Below are 20,026 nucleotides of genomic sequence, written 5' to 3'. Positions count from 1 at the left end.
CCATTATCGCAAACCGGACCGGCCCGGGGCGGCGCTTCCACCCCGGGCGAACGGCGGGCCCGCACCGTCACTTCAGGAACAGTTTGCGGAGCCGTCCGGTGGTGAGCGCGACGCCGAGCACGATCATGGCGAGGTAGTAGCCGATGTGAACCGCGGTGGCAGGGGTGAAGACGCCGACGCTGATCTGCCGCAGCAGCTCCACCCCGTGCCACAGCGGCATCGCCTGGATCAGCCACTGGATCCACTGCGGATACACGCTCAGCGGGTAGAAGGTGGCGCTGAAGAGGAACATCGGCAGCATCACGAAGTTGATCCAGTCCATTTGCTGGAAGGTCTTCATGAAGCTGGTAATGCCCATGCCGAAGCTCGCGAAACCGAACGCGATCAGCACCGAAGCCGGGATCATCAGGATGGCCCACGGCGTGGTGATCAGGCCCATCACACCCATCACGGCGGTGAAGCCGGTCGCGTACATCAGCCCGCGCAGCAGGGCGAGGAAGATTTCGCCCATCGCGACGTCGATCGGCCCCAGCGAGGTGTACAGCATGCCCTGGTAGAGCTTCGCGAAGTTCATCTTGAAGAAGACGTTCCAGGTGGAGTCGTAGACGGCGCCGTTCATCGCCGAGACCGCCAGCAGGGCCGGGGCGATGTACGCCGCGTACGAGATCTGCTGCCCGCCCGGGCCCTGCACCTCGCCGACGATTGCGCCCAGGCCCACCCCCATCGAGATCAGGTAAAGCACCGGTTCGAAGAACCCGGAGAGCATGACCATCCAGTTGCTGCTCTTGGTGGCCATCAGGCCGCGGGCGACGACGGCGCGCACGTTGCGCGAGTAGAGCGGTCCGAAGCGGCGGTTGCGGGCGGCGTCGGTGACGCTCCGGCCGGCGTGCTGGTTTCCCGAATCGTGGTGTCCAGCAAGCACGCTCATGATGCCATCCTTGTGGCGAACTGGCGCCGGGTCAGGACCCAGCCGAGGACGGCGAGGCCGAGCAGGAAGACGACGTGGACCAGGGTGAGCAGCGGCGCTTCCTGGTAGCCGTAGCTGAACACGCGGCCCAGTTCGGTGCCGTGCCAGATCGGCGAGATCCAGCCGATCCAGCGGACCGCCAGGGGCAGGGTGTCCAGTGGGAAGAAGGTGCCGGAGAACAGGAACAGCGGCATGACGATGAAGCGCATCACCATGGCGAACTGGCCTTTGTCGTTCTTAATGGTGGCCGCGTAGGCCATCAGCGGCAGGCCGAAGGACAACCCGGCCAGTGTGGCCACCAGGATCGAGACCCAGCCCCAGCCGCCCGGGGACGCCCCGAACAGTGCCACGACGCCGAAGTAGATCGCGGACTGCAGCACGAACCGCACCGTCACGGCGATGATTTGGCCGGCGGCGATCTGTTCGGGGGTCAGCGGCGAGGCGTGCGGGCCGTAGTAGACCCGGCGCCATTTGAAGCCGTCCATCACCGGGAAGGTGAACTCGTTGGCGGCGGTCATCACGGCGGCGGAGATCAGCAGCGCGGGGGCGATGAAGGCCAGGTAGCTGACGCCGCCGAAGGCCGCGGTGGAGTTGGTGTCCACCAGCGTGGCGAGGCCCACGCCCATGGCGAAGAGGTAGGCGACCGGCTGCCCGACGCCGTACATCACGATGGTCCAGCCGTAGCCTTTCATCACCCGCAGGACCTGCTCGGCGTAGTAGAAAGCGCCCCAGCGTCGGGCCCGGGCGGCCGACACGGCCGGCGAGTGCGCGCGCAGGGCGGGCGCCGCCGTCGTACCCGCCGCGTTGATCGAGTTAGTCAACGAGGCTCCGTCCGGTCAGGCGCAGGAAGACATCTTCCAGCGAGGAGCGGCGCACCAGTGAGGTGACCGGGTGCAGGCCCCGGGCGGAGACCTGCTCCAGGGCGGCTTCGCCGTCGTGGGCGTAGATGAGGACGCGGTCCGGCAGCGTTTCGATCCGCTCGCCGATGCCCTCGAGCTCCGCACCGACCGTGGCGTTGCGTTCGGAGCCGAAGCGCAGTTCGAGGACTTCGCGGGTGGAGTATTCGCGGATCAGGCTGGCGGGGGAACCTTCGGCCATGATCTTGCCCTTGTCCACCACGATCAGGCGGTCGCAGAGCTGCTCGGCCTCGTCCATGTAGTGGGTGGTGAGGATCAAGGTGACGCCTTGTTCCTTGAGCCGGAACAGCCGGTCCCAGAGGATGTGGCGGGCCTGCGGGTCGAGCCCGGTGGTGGGTTCGTCCAGCAGCAGGATCCGCGGCTCGTTGATCAGGGACCGGGCGATCGTCAGGCGCCGCTTCATGCCGCCGGAGAGCGCGTCCACCTTGGACTTGGCCTTGTCCGTCAGCTGCGCGAACTCCAGCAGTTCGTCCGCCTTGGGCTTGAGGTAGCTCATCGGCAGGCCGAAGTAGCGGCCGTAGACCAGCAGGTTGTCGCGGACCTTCAGTTCCTCGTCCAGGTTGTCCTGCTGCGGGACGACACCAAGGTGGGCGCGGACCTCGGGGCCGTGCTGCTCCGGGTCCAGCCCCATGATGCTCAGGCTGCCGGAGGTCCGCTGCGAGACGCCGCCGATCATCTTCATCGTGGTGGACTTGCCGGCGCCGTTGGGCCCGAGCAGGCCGAAGGCTTCGCCGGCGGGCACGCGGAAGGAGATACCGTCCACGGCGGTGACGTCGCCGTAGCTTTTGGTGAGGTTTTCTGCGGTGATGACGTACTGGGGAGAACCGGTCTCCTCGGGGTTGCTCACGGGAGACTCTTTCGACACAAGTTCAGGCACCCGGAACACGGTAGTCGATCCCGGCAAACTATGAAAGAGTCTTTTCGTAAAAAGTTCGGACTTTTTCCGCGCCACCGCCCGGCTGCCGGCGGCAGGGCCGCAAAAGGGCGCCCGCTCCGGTCAGGAGGGGCGCCCTCGCGGCGTGATGTGTCCTAGGCGGGAGCTTGCTCCGCTTCGAGGTGGCGTTCGGCGGTTTCCACCACGTTGGCCAGCAGCATGGCGCGGGTCATCGGGCCCACTCCCCCGGGGTTGGGCGACAGCCAGGCGGCGACGTCGGCCGCGGCCGGCTCGACGTCTCCGGTGACCACGGCCTTGCCGGAGCCGTCGTCGACGCGGCTGACGCCGACGTCGAGCACGATGGCGCCCGGCTTGAGGTCCGCCGCCTTGATCATGTGCGGCTGGCCGGCCGCAGCAATCACGACGTCGGCCTGCCGGAGTTCGGCGGGCAGGTCCACGGTGCCGGTGTGGGCCAGGATGACCGTGGCGTTGACGTCCTTGCGGGTGAGCAGCAGCCCCACCGGGCGGCCGATCGTGACGCCGCGGCCCACCACCAGCACGCGTTTGCCGTTGAGGTCGATACCGTGCCGGGTCAGCAGCTCCACGCAGCCCTTGGGCGTGCAAGGCAGCGGGGACTTCATAGGTCCGCTGACGTTCGCCACGAGCCGGCCCAGGTTCATCGGGTGCAGGCCGTCGGCGTCCTTGTCCGGATCCATGGCCTCAAGGATAGTGTCCTGGTCGATGTGCTTGGGCAGCGGCAGCTGGACGATGTAGCCGGTGCAGTCCGGGTTCTCGTTCAGTTCCCGGACCACGGCCAGCAGTTCGTCCTGGGTGGTCTCTTCCGGCAGGTCGCGGCGGATGGAGGTGATGCCCACTTCGGCGCAGTCCTTGTGCTTGCCGCCCACGTACCAGGTGCTGCCGGGGTCGGAGCCCACCAGGATGGTGCCGAGACCCGGGACGATCCCGCGTGCCTTGAGCGCGGCGACGCGTTCGGTCAGTTCGGCCTTGATCGCCGCGGCGGTGGCCTTGCCGTCTAGGATCCGGGCGGTGTGCGCCGGTGCGGAGTTGGTGGCGGTCATCGGATCACCACTGCTCGTGCTGCGGGTACAGCGGGAAGTCCTCGGCAAGCTTGTCGACGCGGGCCTGGAGGGCCTCGACGTCGGTGCCGGAACCCGACTTCAGCGCGGTTGCGATGATCTCAGCGACCTCGGTGAACTCCGCGGCGCCGAAGCCGCGGGTCGCCAGCGCCGGGGTTCCGATGCGCAGCCCCGAGGTGACCATCGGCGGGCGCGGGTCGAAGGGCACGGCGTTGCGGTTGACCGTGATGCCGACCGAATGCAGGAGGTCCTCGGCCTGCTGGCCGTCCAGCTGGGAGTTGCGCAGGTCCACCAGCACCAGGTGCACGTCGGTCCCGCCGGTCAGGACGGAGACGCCGGCGTCGGACACATCCGCCTGGTTGAGGCGGTCGGCGATGATCCGGGCGCCCTCAAGCACACGCTCCTGGCGTTCCTTGAATTCCTCGGTGCCGGCGATCTTGAAAGCGACGGCCTTGGCGGCGATGACGTGCATCAGCGGTCCGCCCTGCTGGCCCGGGAAGACGTTGGAGTTGATCTTCTTGGCCCACTCCTGCTTGGCCAGGATCACGCCGGAGCGGGGTCCGGCGAGGGTCTTGTGCACGGTGGAGGTGACGACGTCGGAGTGCGGGACCGGGCTGGGGTGCAGCCCGGCGGCGACGAGGCCGGCGAAGTGCGCCATGTCGGTCCAGAGCAGGGCGCCGACTTCGTCGGCGATCGAGCGGAAGGCGGCGAAATCAAGGTGCCGCGGGTAGGCGGACCAGCCGGCGATGATGACCTGTGGCTTCTCGGCGAGCGCCTGGGCGCGCAGCTTGTCCATGTCGATCCGGAAGTTGCCTTCTTCGACCTGGTAGGCGGCCACCTCGTAGAGCTTGCCGGAGAAGTTCAGCTTCATGCCGTGGGTCAGGTGGCCGCCGTGGGCCAGCGAGAGGCCCAGAATCTTGTCCCCCGGCGTGATCATGGCGGACAGCGCGGCGGCGTTGGCCTGCGCGCCGGAGTGCGGCTGGACGTTGGCGAATTCGGCGCCGAACAGGTCCTTGACCCGGTCGATCGCGAGCTGCTCGGCGATGTCCACGTATTCGCAGCCGCCGTAGTACCGGCGGCCCGGGTAACCCTCTGCGTACTTGTTGGTCAGGACGGAACCCTGCGCCTCCATCACGGCGCGCGGCGCGAAGTTCTCGGAGGCGATCATTTCCAGGGTGCCGCGCTGGCGGCCGAGCTCCTGGGTCAGGACGGCGGCGATTTCGGGATCGAGTTCAGCGAGCGGCTGGTTGCTCACGGCTGCTGAGGTAAGGCGTACGGAAGTAGTCACGAAGAACTCCTGGCTTGGCAACGGTCACTGCTTTAAGGTCAGGTTACCGGCTGGCCCGCCGCGGCGCCCTTAAATTACGGGGCCCGGAACGGGACCCGTAAGGCGGGGACGGCACCCGCGAGGAGTGCCGACGGCGGGCCGGCAGCGCGGCTGCCGGCCGGAAAACATGACCCTCGGCCCAGGCGTACGATCCGTGGTCTGCGTGCGTGCCGCTCCCTGGTGGTTAGCCACCCAACGCCAGTTGCGACACGTCAAGACTATCCCAGCCGCGGGTAGGCTGTCTTTCGTGACTGAAGACCAGCTGAACGCCTCCTATATCCTCACCCTTTCCTGCCCTGACCGGCCCGGGATCGTGCACGCCGTGGCCGGTGCCCTCCTGGTGGCCGGCTGCAATATTACGGACTCGCAGCAGTACGGCAGCCAGGGCACCGGAACCTTCTTTATGCGGGTGGAGGCGACGACGGCGGCCCCGGCGGCCGAACTGCACGCCGCGCTTGAACCCGTGGCCCAGGCGTTCGGCATGCGGTGGAGCCTCAACCCGGCCGGCCGGAAGCTCCGCACCCTGCTGATGGCGAGCACCTCCGCGCACTGCCTCAACGACCTGCTGTTCCTGCAGCGTTCCGGCACCCTGCCGATCGAAATTCCTGCCATTGTCTCCAACCACCGGGACCTCGCCGGCCTGGCCGAGTTCTACGGCATCCCGTTCCACCACATTCCCGTCACGCGGGATACCAAGGTGGAGGCCGAGGACGAGCTGCGCAAGCTCATGGCCGAGCACGACATCGAGCTCACGGTGCTGGCCCGGTACATGCAGATCCTCTCCGACGAGCTCTGCACGGAGCTCACCGGCAAGGCCATCAACATCCACCACTCCTTCCTGCCGTCCTTCAAGGGCGCCAAGCCCTACCACCAGGCCCATGCCCGGGGCGTTAAGCTCATCGGCGCCACCGCGCACTACGTCACCGCGGCCCTGGACGAGGGCCCGATCATCGAGCAGGAAGTCATCCGGGTGGACCACCGGCGCACCGCCGAGCAGTTCGTCCAGATGGGCCGCGACGTCGAAGGCCGCACACTCGCGCAGGCTGTGCAGTGGCACGCCGAGCACCGGGTGCTGCTGGACGGCAACCGGACCGTGGTCTTCAGCTAAGGAGCGTTCGCCCGGGACTTGTCTTCTGCCGGGGCTTGTCTTGGACGCGGCGCCGCCCTTAACTGGAGCCATGGCAACCACGCGGCAGGACGAACTCACCGGCTTCCTTGCCCTGCTCAAGGCCGAGGGCCGGCGCGGCGTGCTGGGCCTGGACTGCGGACCGGGCGCGGACGGACTCCTCTTTGTCCGCGCCGGCATCCACTTCACCGGCGTGGACCCCTCAGAGGAGAACATCCACGCCGCCCGCGCCCGGGGCCTCTCCGCCTCAGTTGCGGCCGGGCGGGCGCTGCCGTTCGCCGACGCCGCGTTCCCCGCCGTGTGGGCGGTGGACGCACTGGCGGGACTGCCGCCCGCGGAGTGGGACGACGTCGTCCGCGAACTGCGGCGCGTGGCCGAACCCGGCGCGCCGATCGCCGTCGTCCTCCCCGGCCCCGGACAGCCGGACCTTGGGCGGGGCTTTACGGTCCTCCGCTCCCCCGGGTAGGCCCTCCCCACACGCTCCCGCACATCCGGCCGGCTTCCCCCCAACGCTCCCGCACATCCGGGCGGAGGGTCACGTCCGTAACCGCCACATCTGCGGGAGGGTCACGTCCGTAACCGCCACATCTGCGGGAGGGTCACGTCCGTAACCGCCTCATCTGCGGGAGGGTCTGTCAGGGGCGCTGGACGCTGCGCATGTAACCGCCGAGGAATCCGCCAGCCACCAGCAGGACTGCGCCCACCCGGGCCAGGCCGACGCCCAGCCGGTGGCGGTCCTTCCGCCGGGCGCGCCAGGATGCCAGGAAGATCAGCGTTGCGGTGAAATTTGCGACGGCATGGACAACGCCGACGCGCCGCGTGGCGGGATCGGCCCGCGCCCACTCGGCCCAGCCGCTGAGCCCGGTCGGCGCCGCCGCGAGAACGCCGAGGCCCACCAGTCGGCGGGCCGCGCGGCGGCTGCCCTCGTCCGGAAACAGATCCAGGAACATCGCCATGAACCAGGCGCCGAAGGGCACATCGGTGAGGATTGCGTGCGTCGGGATGCCGGTCGCATCGCCGTGGAAGAAGCGCCTGAGCCGCGCGTCGGCAATCAGCCGGGCGGCCAGCGGCTCCGCGGTCCGCACGGCCGGATCGAGCACCTCGGCGTCCTCCAAACGATTCATCAACTGCAGGAACATGACGGCCTCCTGGGGTGTGCGTTGGGATGGCCCCGATCCTACTCAGCGCCGCCCGGCCCGCAAGGATCCCGTGTCCTAGGCTGGAGGCATGAGCCCCGTATACGCTTTCGCCGGTGACACCCCGGCCATCCACGAATCCGCCTTCGTTGCCCCGAGCGCCTCTGTGATCGGCAAGGCCACGCTGGCCGAGAACTCCAGCGCCTTCTACGGCGTCTCCGTCCGCGCCGACACCGCCGCGATCACCGTGGGCGCCGGCACCAACCTGCAGGACAACGTTGTGCTGCACGCGGACCCGGATTTCCCCTGCACTATTGGCGACCGGGTGAGCGTGGGCCACAGCGCCGTGGTGCACGGCTGCACGGTCGAGGACGACTGCCTGATCGGCATGAGCGCCACCATCCTCAACGGAGCCGTGATCGGCGCCGGCTCACTCGTTGCCGCCGGCGCCGTGGTCCTGGAGGGAACCGTGGTGCCGCCCCGCTCGCTCGTCGCCGGGGTGCCGGCGAAGGTCCGCCGGGAACTGAGCGATGAGGAGTTCGAGGGCGTCAAGCACAACGCCGCGCATTACCAGGACCTCGCTCGCGCCCACCGCGAGCTGCACGCCTAACCGCCAAACCCCCAAGCACCGCAAGCACCCCTGCCCGCTTCCCGGAGGCCGAACGTACACTTGGGGCCCCGAATTTATCGCCTTCCGGGGCCCCAAGTGTCCGTTCGCGCCCGGGGTGCCGCGCGGGCGGGGCCCCAAGTGTACGTTCGCGCCCGGGGGTGCCACGCAGGACGGGCCCCAAGTGTCCGTTCGCGCGGTCAGTCCAGGGCGATCGGGCCCAGCTCGGAGAGCAGTTCGCCAGGTCCCGGGTTCCCCGGCGCGCTCCGGCCGCCGAGATGGTTGACCACGCCCCAGACCGCGTTCAGACCGGTGGTGACGGCACCCTCCGCCCAGCCGGCGGTGAAGGAAATGTCGTCGCCGGCGAGGAAGATGCCGCGCTGCTCGGCGGCCAGGGCATCCTGCCTGAAGTGCGTGAAGAGCCGCTGCTGGTAGCGGTAGTGCCCCGGCAGGTTCGCCTTGAACGCGCCCATGAAGTTGGGGTCGGCTTCCCACGAGACCGTGATCGGCTGGCCCACGATGTGGCTGGCAATGTCCACGCCGGGGTAGATCTGCTCAAGCGAGTGCAGCATGAGCTTCACCCGTTCTTCGGCATCGAGTGCCAGCCACTTCAGCGCGTCGTCGTTCCAGGTATAGGACAGCAGGATCACGGCCGGCTGGTCCGGGCCGTTGTCCAGCAGGTACGTGGCCCGGTTCAGCCGGTCGGTCAGCGTCATGGACAGGACCTCACGGCCGCTCTGGGCGTCGATGTCCTTCCAGAACGGCCGGTCAACCATGACGAAGGTCTTGGAGGACTGCATGTAGTGCGAGCGCTCAATCGCCGTCCACAGCTCGGCCGGAAACAAGGACTCGTCGGTGTGGATCCGCGTCGACAGCAGCCAGGACTGGCACGTTGTCACCACTGCCGGATACGCGGCCTCGCGTCCCCAGCGTTCCCGGATCCGGAAGTCGCCGTCGCCGTCCCGGGCAATGCGGTCCACGGCGCCCCGCGGGGCGCCCGCATGCAGGGACGCCAGGGAGGTGCCGTCCGGCCAGTGGGCCATGCCCAACGGCGCGTGCTCCCACAGCGCCTCGGGGAGCCGCTGCGCGCCGCCGGCGATGAGCCGGTGCTGGTCATCGGCGTCGGTGTAGACGACCCGAAGGATTTCGAGGATGGAGTTGGGGAAGTCGGTGTCCCAGCCTCCGGTGCCGAATCCCACCTGGCCGAACGCCTCGCGGTGGGCGAAGCCGGCCTCCTTGAAGGCGTCGCTGCCGGCGATGAAGCCGTAGAACGTCTGCTCGTCCAGTTCGGGGAGCAGGGCGTTCCACAGTTCCTTGATCCGGCCCGTGTCCCGGGCCCGGATGGCGTCCTGCATCTCGGCGAACCGGGCGCCGTCGTTCACCGCCGCCTTCCAGGCGTCCGCCACCTCAAGGAAGAACGGCGGCAGGTCCGCCGCAGTCTCGGCGTAGTACTTCTGGCCCGCGAGCTCAATCACGGTGCTCGAGGTCGCCGGCGCCAGCGGATTGGGGAATTCCTGGGTCTGCAGCCCGAGGAGGTCCACGTAGTGGTAGAAAGCCTTACCTGAGACCGGAAAACGCATGCCGCCGAGGTCCGCCACGACGCCCGGTGCGGAGGGGAAACTGGCGGTCCTCAGCCGTCCGCCGATCCGGTCGGCCTCATAGACCACCGGCCGCAGGCCCAGCTTCATGAGCTCGTAGGCGGTCACCAGCCCGGACAGGCCGGCACCGACGACGGCGACTTCGGTCCCGTACAGTTCGGGCGGCACGGATCCCAGGCCCTCCGGGTGGGCCAGGTAGTGGTCGTAGCTGAACGGGAAATCCGGATTCAGCATGGTGATGGGCGCCGCGGACGTCCCGTCCCCGGCCGGGACATGGGCCGGGGTGGAAACCGGACCGGGGGGCGGCAGTTCGGTGGCGGTGGTCATGAGATCTCTGCCTTTACTTCCTGGGCTGGGGTGGCGTTTGCGGGTTGGCGGCCGGATAGTTCACGGTATTCCTCCTGGCTCAGGGCTGCCACCCTGGAGTTCTTCCGGCCGTAGCCGAAGTAGGCGGCGAGCCCCACGAGCATCCAGGCAGCGAAGACCGCCCAGGTCTCGGCGCCGAGGTTGGCCATGAGGTAGGCGCACATGGCGGCGCCGAGGACCGGTGTCAGGGGAAAGAGCGGGACGCGGAAGCTGCGCGTGAGCTCCGGCCGGCTGCGCCGCAGGTGGATGACGGCCACGTTGACCAGCGCGAACGCGAAGAGGGTGCCGATGCTGGTGGCATCCGCGAGGGCACCGAGCGGCACGAGGCCGGCGGTCAGCGCGACGGCGGTGCCCACGATCAGGGTTCCGGCAACCGGGGTGCCGGTGCGGGCCGAGACCCGGCCGAAGACCCTGGGTACGAGGCCGTCGCGGGACATGGACAGCAGGATCCGGGTCTGTCCGTAGAGGACGGTCAGCACGATGCTGGCGATGGCGAGCACGGCGCCGACGGCGAACAGCACACCAACCCACGGCTGGCCGGTGATTTCCTCGAGGATTTTCACGAGGGCCGCTTCGGTGCCGTCGAACCAGCCCCAGGGGCGGGCGCCGATCGCGGCGACGGCCACCAGTACGTAGATGGTGGTGACGATCAGCATGGAGAGCAGGATGGCCCGCGGAAGGTCGCGCTTGGGATTGCGGGCTTCCTCGCCGGCCGTGGAGGCGGCGTCGAAGCCGATGTAGGAGAAGAACACCCGGGAGGCAGCGGCCGAGACTCCGGCGGCGCCCATTGGCATGAGCGGCTCGAAGTGTCCGCCGTTGAACGCGGTGAAGGCCACGGCGCAGAAGAACAGCAGGATGCCGACCTTGACCAGGACGATTGCGGTGTTGATCCAGGCGCTTTCCTTGGCGCCGCGGACCAGAAGCACCATGGCGAGGACGACGATGACGATCGCAGGCATGTTCAGCACGCCACCGGCTCCGGGCGGCTGCGAGATGGTGTCCGGAAGCGTCAGGCCGAAGACGGCCAGGGCCTCGTTGACGTACTGGCCTGCACCGACCGCGACGGCGGCTACGGAGACAGCGTATTCGAGCACCAGGCACCAGCCGCAGATCCAGGCCATGCCCTCGCCCATCGTGGCGTACGTGTAGGAGTAGCTGGACCCGGCGGCGGGCACCAGGCCGGCCATCTCCGCATATGACACGGCCGAGAGCAAGGCGGCCAAGCCGGCAATGGCAAAGGAGATCCAGATGGCCGGGCCGGCCAGCGGGACCGATTCGCCAAGGATCACCAGGATGCCCGTGCCGAGCGTGGCGCCGACGCTGATCATGGTCAGCTGCAACACGCCGAAGCTGCGGACCAGCCGCGTTCCGCCGTGCCCGGTTTCGGCCTCGCGGACCAGTTGCCCGATCGGCTTGCGGCGCAGGAGCTGGGCGGCGAGCCCGGGACGGCTGGCGGCGGCCGGTGGTCGGTCCCCGAGCAGAGTTGGCGCAGTCATCGTTGACGTCCTTATCTTCAGTAGTGGTCGGTTTCCCCAGCCCAACCCTAGGGCTGTGAGCCACCTCTCACGGTTGTGCAAAAGAACCTATAGTCTTCAGTCATGAGACATATTGCACCGAGGGAAGCAGGACCGGGATGGCGCCGGGAAGGCCCCGGCCGTGGCTGCTGAGGACGCCGAGCGCTTCGGCTTCGTCACACTGGCGCAGTTCCTGCGCCAGCTCCCTGCGCTGCACGTCCTGCACGACGCCGGCAACGGGGACGAGCGCTTGCGCTGGGTCGAGCCGAGCGAGCTGGCCGACCCGACCCCCTACCTGCTCGACGGCGAGTTCCTGCTCACTGCCGGCCTTCCCTTCGAGGGTGAAGGCGGCCGCGAGGCGGTGGTGGATGCCTACGTGCAGCGCTTGGTCCGGGCCCGGGTCGGAGCGCTCGGCTTCGGCCTGGAGCCCTATTTCGAGGCCGTGCCGGACGCTGTGCTCCGGGCCTGCCGGCGGCATGGGGTGACGCTGGTGTCCATCCCGGGCAACCTGCCCTTCGCCGCCCTGGGGCTCGAATTCTCCCGGCTCCTCGAGTCCGACAACGCCAAGACTTTCCGCCAACTGGCCGACACCAACCGGCAACTGATGCGCGCGGTACTGTCGGCGCGCCCCGAACATGAACTCCTCGCGGCCCTCGTGCAGCGTGTCCCGGTCTGGTCCGTGTTGTTCGGGGCCGACGGACGGGTGCGGGCCCGCGGCGCGGCCGGCTCCCCCGGGCCCCAGGCCGGCCCCGGCACCGCCGCGGGAGTCGATTCCGCCGCCTTGCAGCCGTTGCTGACCCGGCTGCTCGCCGGCAGCGGTCCCCGGGTGGAGATGGATTCGTTCGACGCCGCCGGCTCTTCGCTGGTCTTCGGGTATCCGTTGCGCAGCACCCGGGACGCCAACCTCGGCGCACTTGTCCTCGGCACGGACGCACCGCTGACCCCGGCGCAGAACAGTGTGGTCTCCACCGCCGTCGGGCTGCTGGAGCTGCTGGTCCGCCAGCGCACGAGCGGTTCCCTGGCCCCGAGCCAGCTGGCCACGGCGTTGCTGCTGCATCCAGAGAGCGTGGCCTCCGGAACGGCACGGCAGGTCACCGGTTTGAAAGACCTGCTGGCGCAGAGCATTTCCTCCACCCGGTCCGGTCAACTGCGCGTCGTCCAAGGCGTCAAGGTTGGCGCCCCCGCCGGCAGCCGGCAAGCGGACGGCACGCGCCGCACCGGCGAAGGCCCGGTGCGGGAGTTGCTCGAATGGCGCCGGCTCTTCGACACCAAACTCGTGGAGCTCACCGACTACGGCTTTGCCGCGATTACCCGGCTCAGGGTCGACGATGCCCTCCTCGCCGAGGTAGAACGTCTCGGCTGGCGCCTGGTGATTGGCGGCGGCACCGAGTTCGAAGGCCTGCCGGACGCCCACCAGCGCGCCTCCTCGCTGCGAAACCAGGTCCTCACCGGCCGCCGGAGCGTGCGGGAGGACGACGTCACCTGGTCCGTGACGGGACTGCTCGGGCCCGAGGCCGGCACCTTGCTGGCCGGGCGGCTGCTGGCACCCTTGCTTGCGCTCGAACCGGAGCGCCGCGACAACCTGCTCGGCGTCCTGCGCGCGTGGCTTGGCGAGAACGGGAGCTGGGACGCCACGGCGAAGGCCACAGGACTGCATCGCAACAGCGTCCGGCGGCAGCTTGGCGTCATCGCCGAACTGCTGGGCCTCGATCTCAACCAGGCCCAGGCCCGCGCGGAGCTCTGGGTTGCGCTGCAGTACTTGGGCGGGCCGGAGCTGCCCGACGCCGGGGCAGGCGCCACGGTCCCGGCTGTGTCCACGGCCGCCGCTGCAGGCTCCCCCGCAGCCCCAGGGTCCGCCGGCCGGCGGTCTGCCGCTCAGATTCCCCAGGCGCGGTAGAGCTCCGGGCGGCGGTCGCGCAGATAGGCCACCGCAGTGTCCGTGCCGGCAGGGTTCTCCGCGGCGGCCTCCGCAGGTACACGGACGTCGGCGAACAGCAGTTCGACGCCGGTTCCGGCCGCGGCCAGGACGGCACCGTCCGGGCCGGCCACGATGCTGCCGCCCTGGAACTCGCACCCCGCCTCCACGCCGGTGTGGTTGGCGTAGGCCACGGTGAGCTGGTTCTCCAGCGCCCTGGCCCGGACCAGCACGTTCGGCACGGCGTCGAAACCGCCGGCGAGGGCCGTGGGCACCAGCAGCAGTTGCGCCCCGCGCAGGGCGGCGGCCCGGGCGGACTCGGGAAACTCGATGTCGTAGCAAATGATCAGCGAGGTCTGGAGGCCGTGGAACTGCACGACACCGGGGGCGTCGGTGGCGGCCGCAAACGCTTCCCGCTCATCGGGGCCGAACAAGTGCACCTTTTCGTAACCGAGCAACTCCTCGCCGGACTCGTCCACCAGGGCCGCGGATATTCGCCACTCCCCTGCCGGCGTCACGGCGGGCAGGCTGTACACCAGCGCGATCTTGTGCCGCCGGGCCACCTCGGCCAGGGCCGCGCGGAGCGCTGGCAGCGTGCCGGGATCGAAGGCCGCACGCAGCCGGATCGGCGCGTAACCGACGGGGAAGAGCTCCGGTGTCAGCAGCAGTTGCGCGCCCTCCTCGGCCGCTGCGCGCGCCGCCTCCTCGACGGCCGCCAAGTTCGCCGCCACGTCGAGCACGGCCGAGTTCGCTTGCATCAGGGCCAGCAGCACCATTACCACCTCGGGATTCCTCGGACACCTCCGCAGGAACGCTGCGGACTCTCTTCCAGCCTAACTTCGGCCCGGACCGGCCGGGCTGGTGCATTTCCGCCCGGCCGGCAGCCGGGCAGGGCGGAACGTCCCTGCGCCGGGGCGCCGGCCCGGCAACGGCCCGCGGTCCCGCCGGAACTCCGGACCCGCCCGCTTCCCAAAGGCCGAACGGACACTTGGGGCCCCAACGCGGCGATTTTGTGGGCCCCAAGTGTACGTTCGCGCCGGTGTGCGGGCGGGAAGGGGCCCCAAGTGTCCGTTCGCGCTTCCCGGCCGGGCGGAGCGGAGGGGCACGGATCCGGCGGTTGCGTTAACTTCTTGACTACAAGCCCGGGATGCGGCACTCTTCATTGCATGCCCTCACCAACGCGCTCAACGAGGAGCCGCACCAAAAACCCCGGATCGCAGTCCGCGCTCCGGCACCTGAACCAGCAGCGGATCATCGAATGCCTGCTGGCCGGGCCGTCCACCCAGGCGGAGCTGGCCCGACAGACCGGCCTCTCCACGGCCACGGTCTCCAACATCGTCAAGATCATGCAGGACGCCGGGCTGGCGTCCACCGAGCCGATCACCAGCTCCGGACGCCGCGCCCTGAACGTCCGGCTCAACAGCAACGGCGCCGTCGCCGTCGGCATCGACTTCGGCCGCCGCCACCTGCGGGTGGTCCTCGCCTCCCTCAGCTACCACGTGATCGCCGAGGAATCGGTGCTGCTGCCGCTGGGCCACCACGCCGAGGAAGGCATCACGGCCGCCGTCGGGGTACTGAACCGGCTGCTGGCCGACAGCGGCGTGGAACGCAGCGCCCTGGTGGGCGCCGGCGTCGGAATCCCGGGTCCCATCGACCGCCGCACCGGCACCGTGGCGCAGGGCGCCATCCTGCCCGAGTGGGTGGGCATCAACATCCTCGAACGGCTCGAGGATGCGCTGGATCTCCCGGTGTTCGTCGACAACGACGCCAACCTCGGAGCCCTGTCCGAGGTGACCTGGGGCCCGCACACCGGCATCAGCAACCTGCTCTTCCTGAAGATCGGCTCGGGCATCGGCGCCGGGCTGATCCTGAACGGAATGCCGTACTACGGGAACGTCGGCATCACCGGCGAAATCGGCCACGCCACCATCCACGAGCACGGCCTCGTCTGCCGCTGCGGCAACCGCGGCTGCCTGGAAACGATCGCCTCGACCTCCACCATGATCGAGCTCCTGGGCCGCGGCGAGGACAGGCCGCTGACCCCCGAAGACATCGTGCGCAAGGCCCTCGCCCGGGACTCGGCAACGCTCCGGGTGGTGGACGACGCCGGGCTCGCCGCGGGCCGCGCGCTGGGCAACGTCGCAAACCTCATCAACCCCGAGGTGATCGTCGTGGGAGGTCCGCTGGCGGGGCTCGGCGAGGTCCTGCTGGACCCGATCCGGCGCGGCCTGGTACGCCACGCGGTCCCCGTCATCGGCGAAACCACCACCCTGACGATGTCCTCGCTCGGAGACCGGGCCGAAGCCCTGGGCGCCACGGCCCTGGTCTTCCAACACGCCGGAATCCGGCGAAACTAAAGCAGCCGTTACCAGGCCGTTGCGTTAAAGACTTGACGACAACGGCGTGATCCAGTTTACTTTTCCATCAGACGGCCCTGCGGTTTGCAGGGGCGGACAACGAAGTCATGCATTGGAGGCGTAAGGGCAGATGACGTCCCTCAACACGCACAGCGATCCGATAATTCTCGAGATGCGCTCCATCACCAAAGAGTTCCCCGGCGTTAAAGCATTGGCCGAGGTGAACCTGCGGGTGAAGGCCGGCGAAATCCACGCCATCTGCGGTGAAAACGGCGCAGGAAAATCCACCCTCATGAAGGTGCTCTCGGGCGTTTACCCCTACGGCAGCTACACCGGCGACATCGTCTACCAGAGCGAAGTCCAGCAGTTCAAGGACATCCGGGCCAGCGAGCACGCCGGCATCGTGATCATCCACCAGGAACTGGCGCTCATCCCCGAGCTGTCCATCATGGAGAACATCTTCCTGGGCAACGAGCCCACGCGGCGCGGGGTGATCGACTGGGCCGAGGCACGGATCCGCTCCACCGAACTGCTCGCCCGGGTCGGCCTCCGCGAGGACCCGGACACCCCGGTCAAGGAAATCGGCGTCGGCAAGCAGCAGCTGGTCGAAATCGCCAAGGCGCTGAACAAGAAGGTCAAGCTCCTCATCCTGGACGAGCCCACCGCGGCGCTGAACGAATCCGACTCCCAGCACCTGCTGGATTTGATCCTGGGCCTGAAGGGCCGCGGCATCACCTCGATCATCATTTCGCACAAGCTCAACGAGATTGAGCAGATCGCCGATTCCATCACGATCATCCGCGACGGCAAGTCGATCGAGACCCTCGACGTCAAGGCCGACGGCGTCGACGAGGACCGCATCATCAAGGGCATGGTGGGCCGGACCCTGGAATCCCGGTTCCCGGAGCACGAGCCCAAGATCGGCGAGAAGTTCTTCGAGGTCAAAAACTGGAATGTGGGCCACCCGCAGATCCAGGACCGCCTGGTCTGCAAGAACTCCAACTTCTTCGTCCGCCGCGGCGAGATCGTCGGCTTCGCCGGCCTGATGGGCGCCGGGCGCACCGAGCTCGCACGGTCCCTCTTCGGCCGCTCCTACGGCCGCTTCATCTCCGGCCAGGTCTACAAGGACGGCAAGGAACTGCACCTCAAGACCGTCAAGCAGGCCATCGACGCCGGCCTCGGCTACGTCACCGAGGACCGTAAGTCCCTCGGCCTGAACCTGCTCGACGACATCAAGGCCACCACGGTCTCGGCGGCGCTGAAGAAAATCAGCAAGCACAACGTCGTCGACGCGGACAAGGAATTCACCGTCGCCGAGCAGTACCGCAAGTCGCTGCGCACCAAGACGCCGTCCGTGGAGGAAGGCGTGGCCAAGCTGTCCGGCGGCAACCAGCAGAAAGTGGTGCTGGCGAAGTGGATGTTCACCGACCCGGACCTGCTGATCCTGGACGAGCCCACCCGCGGGATCGACGTCGGCGCCAAATACGAGATCTACGGCATCATCCAGGAACTGGCCAACCAGGGGAAGGGCGTGATCGTGATCTCCTCGGAGCTTCCCGAACTGCTGGGACTCTCCGACCGCATCTACACCATCTTCGAAGGCGCCATCACCGGCGTGCTGAACAAAGACGAAGCCAGCCAGGAAAGCCTCATGAAACTCATGACGTCCGCCCGCACGGCCGCCTGACCCACGGGACCTCCCCAACATTCCGGACACAAGGATCTAAACAATGAACGCGCTCAAGAAGCTCTTTGGCGGCAACACCCGCCAATTCGGCATGATCTTCGCCCTGGTTGCGCTGATCGTGTTCTTCCAAATCGCCACCGGGGGTAACACTCTCACCTCGGGCAACGTCATCAACCTCTTCAACGGCAACTCCTACATCCTGATCCTTGCCATCGGCATGGTGCTGGTGATCATCGCCGGCCACATCGACCTCTCGGTGGGATCGGTCGCGGCGTTCGTCGGCGTCAGCGTCGCCCTGATGATCCGGGACTGGGGCATCCCGTGGTACCTGGGCATCCTGTTCGGGCTGCTGCTCGGCGCCCTGATCGGCGCCTGGCAGGGCTTCTGGACCGCCTACGTCGGCATCCCGGCCTTCATCGTGACGCTGGCCGGCATGCTGCTGTTCCGCGGCTTCAACCAGTTTGTCGGGAAGTCCAACACCATTCCGGTGCCGGCCGACTTCCAGTACATCGGTTCCGGCTACCTGCCCGAGGTTGGCCCGTCCACCGGTTATAACAACCTCACCCTGCTGCTGGGGCTCGCCGGTGTGGCGTTCGTCATCGTCAGCGAGATCCGCTCCCGCCGGAAGGCGATGGCCCTGGGCGCCGAGGTCCCCGAGTCCTGGGTAATGATCCTCAAGCTCGTCCTGATCTGCGGCGCCATCCTTTATGCCACGTACCTGTTCGCGACGGGCCGCCAGGGCACTTCATTCCCCATCCCGGGCCTGATCCTGGCCGTCCTTGTCCTCATCTACGGCTTCATCTCCTCCAAGACCATCGTCGGCCGCCACGTCTACGCCGTCGGCGGCAACCGGCACGCCGCCGAGCTGTCCGGCGTGCAGTCCAAGAAGGTCAACTTCCTGGTGATGATGAACATGTCCATCCTGGCCGGCCTGGCCGGCATGATCTTCGTCGGCCGCTCCACCGCCTCGGGTCCGTTCGACGGCGTGGGCTGGGAACTTGACGCCATCGCCGCCGTCTTCATCGGCGGCGCCGCGGTGACCGGCGGCGTCGGCACCGTGATCGGCTCGATCGTCGGTGGCCTCGTGATGGCCGTGCTGAACAACGGCCTGCAGCTCCTCGGCGTCGGCGCCGACCTGACCCAGATCATCAAGGGCCTCGTCCTCCTGATCGCCGTGGCCTTCGACGTCTACAACAAGTCCCAGGGCAAGCGGTCGATCATCGGCATGATGATGAAGAACTTCGGCCGCAGCAGCGAAAACCGGCCCGACGAGACCACCTCCACCAAAGAGGTCATTGCCAAGGAATCCTGAACGGCTTCCTGGCTCCCGAACCCTGATTCTCCGAACACCATCTATAGAAAGTGAACCAAGCAATGCAAATGATTGGTAAAGCAGGAAAGGCAGCAGCGATCGCTGCTATTGCGGCACTGGCGCTGACAGCCTGCGGCCGTTCCGACAGCGGAACTTCCGGTGGCGCTAGCGGCGGCGGCGAGGCGTTCCCCAAGGACTCCTCGATCGGCGTCGCGCTCCCCCAGAAGACCAGTGAAAACTGGGTGCTGGCAGAGAAACTGTTCAACGACGGCCTCAAGGGTGCCGGCTTCAAGGCAGATGTGCAGTTCGCCAACGGCGGCGTCTCGGAGCAGCAGAACCAGATCAGCGCCATGGTCACCAAGGGTGCGAAGGTCATCATCGTGGGTGCCATCGACGGCGCCCAGCTGGGAACCCAGCTCAAGCAGGCCAAGGACAGCGGCGCCACCATCATCGCGTACGACCGCCTGCTCCTGAACACCCCCAACGTGGACTACTACGTGGCGTACGACAACTTCAAGGTTGGCGAGCTGCAGGGCCAGGCACTGCTGGACGGCATGAAGGCCAAGAAGCCCTCGGGTCCGTACAACATCGAACTGTTCGCCGGTTCCCCCGATGACGCCAACGCGAAGGTCTTCTTCGACGGCGCCATGAAGGTGCTCCAGCCGAAGATCGACGACGGCACCCTCGTGGTCAAGTCGGGCCAGAAGACCTTCGAACAGGCCGTTACCCAGGGCTGGAAGGCTGAGAACGCCCAGCGCCGCATGGACACCCTGCTCGCCGGTACCTACGGCAGCGCCGCGGTGGACGGCGTCCTGTCCCCGAACGACACGCTGGCCCGCGCCATCCTGACCTCGGTCAAGGCGGCCGGCAAGCCGTTGCCGGTAGTCACCGGGCAGGACTCCGAAGTTGAGTCCGTCAAGTCGATCATGGCGGGTGAGCAGTACTCCACCATCAACAAGGACACCCGCAAGCTCGTCGAGCACGCGATCACCATGGTCAAGGACATCCAGGCCGGCAAGACGCCTGAGATCAACGATGACAAGTCCTACAACAACAAGGTCAAGACCGTCCCGGCCTACCTGCTGGAGCCGGTCATCGTGACCAAGGAGAACGTTAAGACGGCCTACGTCGACGATCCGGTACTCGGACCGATCACCAAGTAGCCTGACCCTCCTACACCAGGGCCCCGGCTCCCCCGCAAGGGAGGGCCGGGGCCCTTTTGTGTG

17 protein-coding genes and 1 riboswitch are annotated in these 20,026 nt (G+C 67.9%); of the genes, 8 read left to right on the top strand and 9 right to left on the bottom strand.

Going from position 1 to position 20,026, the window contains the following annotated elements:
- Positions 1 to 67: 67 nt before the first annotated feature.
- The 5 genes from ACUYM2_RS04900 to glyA all read right to left on the bottom strand — a co-directional run bounded on the left by ACUYM2_RS04900 (position 68) and on the right by glyA (position 5,143).
- Positions 68 to 928 carry an ABC transporter permease gene (locus ACUYM2_RS04900; RefSeq protein ID WP_481599059.1) on the bottom strand — a complete coding sequence of 287 codons (861 nt, stop codon included), beginning with the start codon at positions 926 to 928 and terminating at the stop codon, positions 68 to 70.
- Complete coding sequence (locus ACUYM2_RS04895) at positions 925 to 1,788, bottom strand: ABC transporter permease (RefSeq protein ID WP_481599058.1); 864 nt, start codon at positions 1,786 to 1,788, stop codon at positions 925 to 927. Before ACUYM2_RS04895 ends, ACUYM2_RS04900 begins: the two co-directional genes overlap by 4 nt.
- On the bottom strand, positions 1,781 to 2,731 hold the full coding sequence (locus tag ACUYM2_RS04890) for an ABC transporter ATP-binding protein (protein WP_479779152.1): 951 nt from the start codon (positions 2,729 to 2,731) through the stop codon (positions 1,781 to 1,783). Before ACUYM2_RS04890 ends, ACUYM2_RS04895 begins: the two co-directional genes overlap by 8 nt.
- Before the next feature lie 182 nt (positions 2,732 to 2,913).
- The gene (locus tag ACUYM2_RS04885) at positions 2,914 to 3,837 is read right to left on the bottom strand and encodes a bifunctional methylenetetrahydrofolate dehydrogenase/methenyltetrahydrofolate cyclohydrolase (RefSeq protein ID WP_481599057.1); all 924 of its coding nucleotides are present in this window, start codon (positions 3,835 to 3,837) and stop codon (positions 2,914 to 2,916) included.
- Between the two features lie 4 nt (positions 3,838 to 3,841).
- Positions 3,842 to 5,143, bottom strand: coding sequence for a serine hydroxymethyltransferase (glyA, locus tag ACUYM2_RS04880; protein ID WP_481599056.1), 1,302 nt, complete (start codon positions 5,141 to 5,143; stop codon positions 3,842 to 3,844).
- 169 nt (positions 5,144 to 5,312) lie between these two features.
- A riboswitch (ZMP/ZTP riboswitch) is annotated at positions 5,313 to 5,398 on the bottom strand.
- 31 nt (positions 5,399 to 5,429) lie between these two features.
- Here glyA and purU point away from each other — a divergent pair.
- Positions 5,430 to 6,290 (top strand): formyltetrahydrofolate deformylase, encoded by an 861-nt coding sequence (gene purU, locus ACUYM2_RS04875; protein WP_481599055.1) that lies wholly within the window; start codon positions 5,430 to 5,432, stop codon positions 6,288 to 6,290.
- 70 nt (positions 6,291 to 6,360) lie between these two features.
- A complete protein-coding gene (locus tag ACUYM2_RS04870) occupies positions 6,361 to 6,774 on the top strand; it encodes a class I SAM-dependent methyltransferase (RefSeq protein WP_481599054.1) in 414 nt (137 codons plus the stop codon).
- 169 nt (positions 6,775 to 6,943) lie between these two features.
- Here the strand turns inward: ACUYM2_RS04870 and ACUYM2_RS04865 are convergent, their stop codons facing one another.
- The gene (locus tag ACUYM2_RS04865) at positions 6,944 to 7,447 is read right to left on the bottom strand and encodes a DUF2231 domain-containing protein (protein WP_481599053.1); all 504 of its coding nucleotides are present in this window, start codon (positions 7,445 to 7,447) and stop codon (positions 6,944 to 6,946) included.
- Between the two features lie 88 nt (positions 7,448 to 7,535).
- On the opposite strand from ACUYM2_RS04865, the gene ACUYM2_RS04860 reads away from it, so the two are divergent.
- Positions 7,536 to 8,054: a gamma carbonic anhydrase family protein gene (locus tag ACUYM2_RS04860; RefSeq protein ID WP_481599052.1), complete on the top strand. Its 519-nt coding sequence runs from the start codon at positions 7,536 to 7,538 to the stop codon at positions 8,052 to 8,054.
- A 197-nt stretch (positions 8,055 to 8,251) separates the two neighbouring features.
- On the opposite strand, the gene ACUYM2_RS04855 is transcribed toward ACUYM2_RS04860, so the two are convergent.
- Together ACUYM2_RS04855 and ACUYM2_RS04850 are read right to left on the bottom strand one after the other, a co-directional pair.
- Entirely contained in the window at positions 8,252 to 9,976 is a 1,725-nt protein-coding gene (locus ACUYM2_RS04855; RefSeq protein WP_481599051.1) for a flavin monoamine oxidase family protein, read from the bottom strand.
- A complete protein-coding gene (locus tag ACUYM2_RS04850) occupies positions 9,973 to 11,511 on the bottom strand; it encodes an amino acid permease (RefSeq protein WP_481599050.1) in 1,539 nt (512 codons plus the stop codon). Before ACUYM2_RS04850 ends, ACUYM2_RS04855 begins: the two co-directional genes overlap by 4 nt.
- Before the next feature lie 160 nt (positions 11,512 to 11,671).
- On the opposite strand from ACUYM2_RS04850, the gene ACUYM2_RS04845 reads away from it, so the two are divergent.
- Positions 11,672 to 13,426: a PucR family transcriptional regulator gene (locus tag ACUYM2_RS04845; protein WP_481599049.1), complete on the top strand. Its 1,755-nt coding sequence runs from the start codon at positions 11,672 to 11,674 to the stop codon at positions 13,424 to 13,426.
- Here the strand turns inward: ACUYM2_RS04845 and ACUYM2_RS04840 are convergent.
- Complete coding sequence (locus ACUYM2_RS04840) at positions 13,405 to 14,220, bottom strand: nitrilase-related carbon-nitrogen hydrolase (RefSeq protein ID WP_481601402.1); 816 nt, start codon at positions 14,218 to 14,220, stop codon at positions 13,405 to 13,407. The two genes, ACUYM2_RS04845 and ACUYM2_RS04840, sit on opposite strands and share 22 nt — an antisense overlap.
- Before the next feature lie 390 nt (positions 14,221 to 14,610).
- On the opposite strand from ACUYM2_RS04840, the gene ACUYM2_RS04835 reads away from it, so the two are divergent.
- From ACUYM2_RS04835 to ACUYM2_RS04820, 4 genes are all read left to right on the top strand, one after another.
- Entirely contained in the window at positions 14,611 to 15,801 is a 1,191-nt protein-coding gene (locus ACUYM2_RS04835; RefSeq protein WP_481599048.1) for an ROK family transcriptional regulator, read from the top strand.
- 130 nt (positions 15,802 to 15,931) lie between these two features.
- Positions 15,932 to 17,488 carry a multiple monosaccharide ABC transporter ATP-binding protein gene (mmsA, locus tag ACUYM2_RS04830; RefSeq protein ID WP_481599047.1) on the top strand — a complete coding sequence of 519 codons (1,557 nt, stop codon included), beginning with the start codon at positions 15,932 to 15,934 and terminating at the stop codon, positions 17,486 to 17,488.
- A 43-nt stretch (positions 17,489 to 17,531) separates the two neighbouring features.
- Positions 17,532 to 18,800, top strand: coding sequence for a multiple monosaccharide ABC transporter permease (gene mmsB, locus ACUYM2_RS04825; RefSeq protein ID WP_481599046.1), 1,269 nt, complete (start codon positions 17,532 to 17,534; stop codon positions 18,798 to 18,800).
- A gap of 62 nt (positions 18,801 to 18,862) precedes the next feature.
- Complete coding sequence (locus ACUYM2_RS04820; RefSeq protein WP_481599045.1) at positions 18,863 to 19,963, top strand: substrate-binding domain-containing protein; 1,101 nt, start codon at positions 18,863 to 18,865, stop codon at positions 19,961 to 19,963.
- The last annotated feature ends 63 nt before the right edge of the window (positions 19,964 to 20,026 follow it).

The organism is Arthrobacter sp. SD1074B (assembly GCF_056780195.1).
This window is presented reverse-complemented; position numbering and strand designations above follow the sequence as displayed.

Coding starts and splice junctions, on each gene's coding strand:
- ACUYM2_RS04900 (WP_481599059.1), bottom strand. CDS start 928: ATGAGCGTGCTTGCTGGACACCACGATTCGGGAAACCAGCACGCCGGC.
- ACUYM2_RS04885 (WP_481599057.1), bottom strand. CDS start 3,837: ATGACCGCCACCAACTCCGCACCGGCGCACACCGCCCGGATCCTAGAC.
- ACUYM2_RS04870 (WP_481599054.1), top strand. CDS start 6,361: ATGGCAACCACGCGGCAGGACGAACTCACCGGCTTCCTTGCCCTGCTC.
- ACUYM2_RS04865 (WP_481599053.1), bottom strand. CDS start 7,447: ATGTTCCTGCAGTTGATGAATCGTTTGGAGGACGCCGAGGTGCTCGAT.
- ACUYM2_RS04860 (WP_481599052.1), top strand. CDS start 7,536: ATGAGCCCCGTATACGCTTTCGCCGGTGACACCCCGGCCATCCACGAA.
- ACUYM2_RS04855 (WP_481599051.1), bottom strand. CDS start 9,976: ATGACCACCGCCACCGAACTGCCGCCCCCCGGTCCGGTTTCCACCCCG.
- ACUYM2_RS04850 (WP_481599050.1), bottom strand. CDS start 11,511: ATGACTGCGCCAACTCTGCTCGGGGACCGACCACCGGCCGCCGCCAGC.
- ACUYM2_RS04840 (WP_481601402.1), bottom strand. CDS start 14,220: ATGGTGCTGCTGGCCCTGATGCAAGCGAACTCGGCCGTGCTCGACGTG.
- ACUYM2_RS04835 (WP_481599048.1), top strand. CDS start 14,611: ATGCCCTCACCAACGCGCTCAACGAGGAGCCGCACCAAAAACCCCGGA.
- mmsA (WP_481599047.1), top strand. CDS start 15,932: ATGACGTCCCTCAACACGCACAGCGATCCGATAATTCTCGAGATGCGC.
- mmsB (WP_481599046.1), top strand. CDS start 17,532: ATGAACGCGCTCAAGAAGCTCTTTGGCGGCAACACCCGCCAATTCGGC.
- ACUYM2_RS04820 (WP_481599045.1), top strand. CDS start 18,863: ATGCAAATGATTGGTAAAGCAGGAAAGGCAGCAGCGATCGCTGCTATT.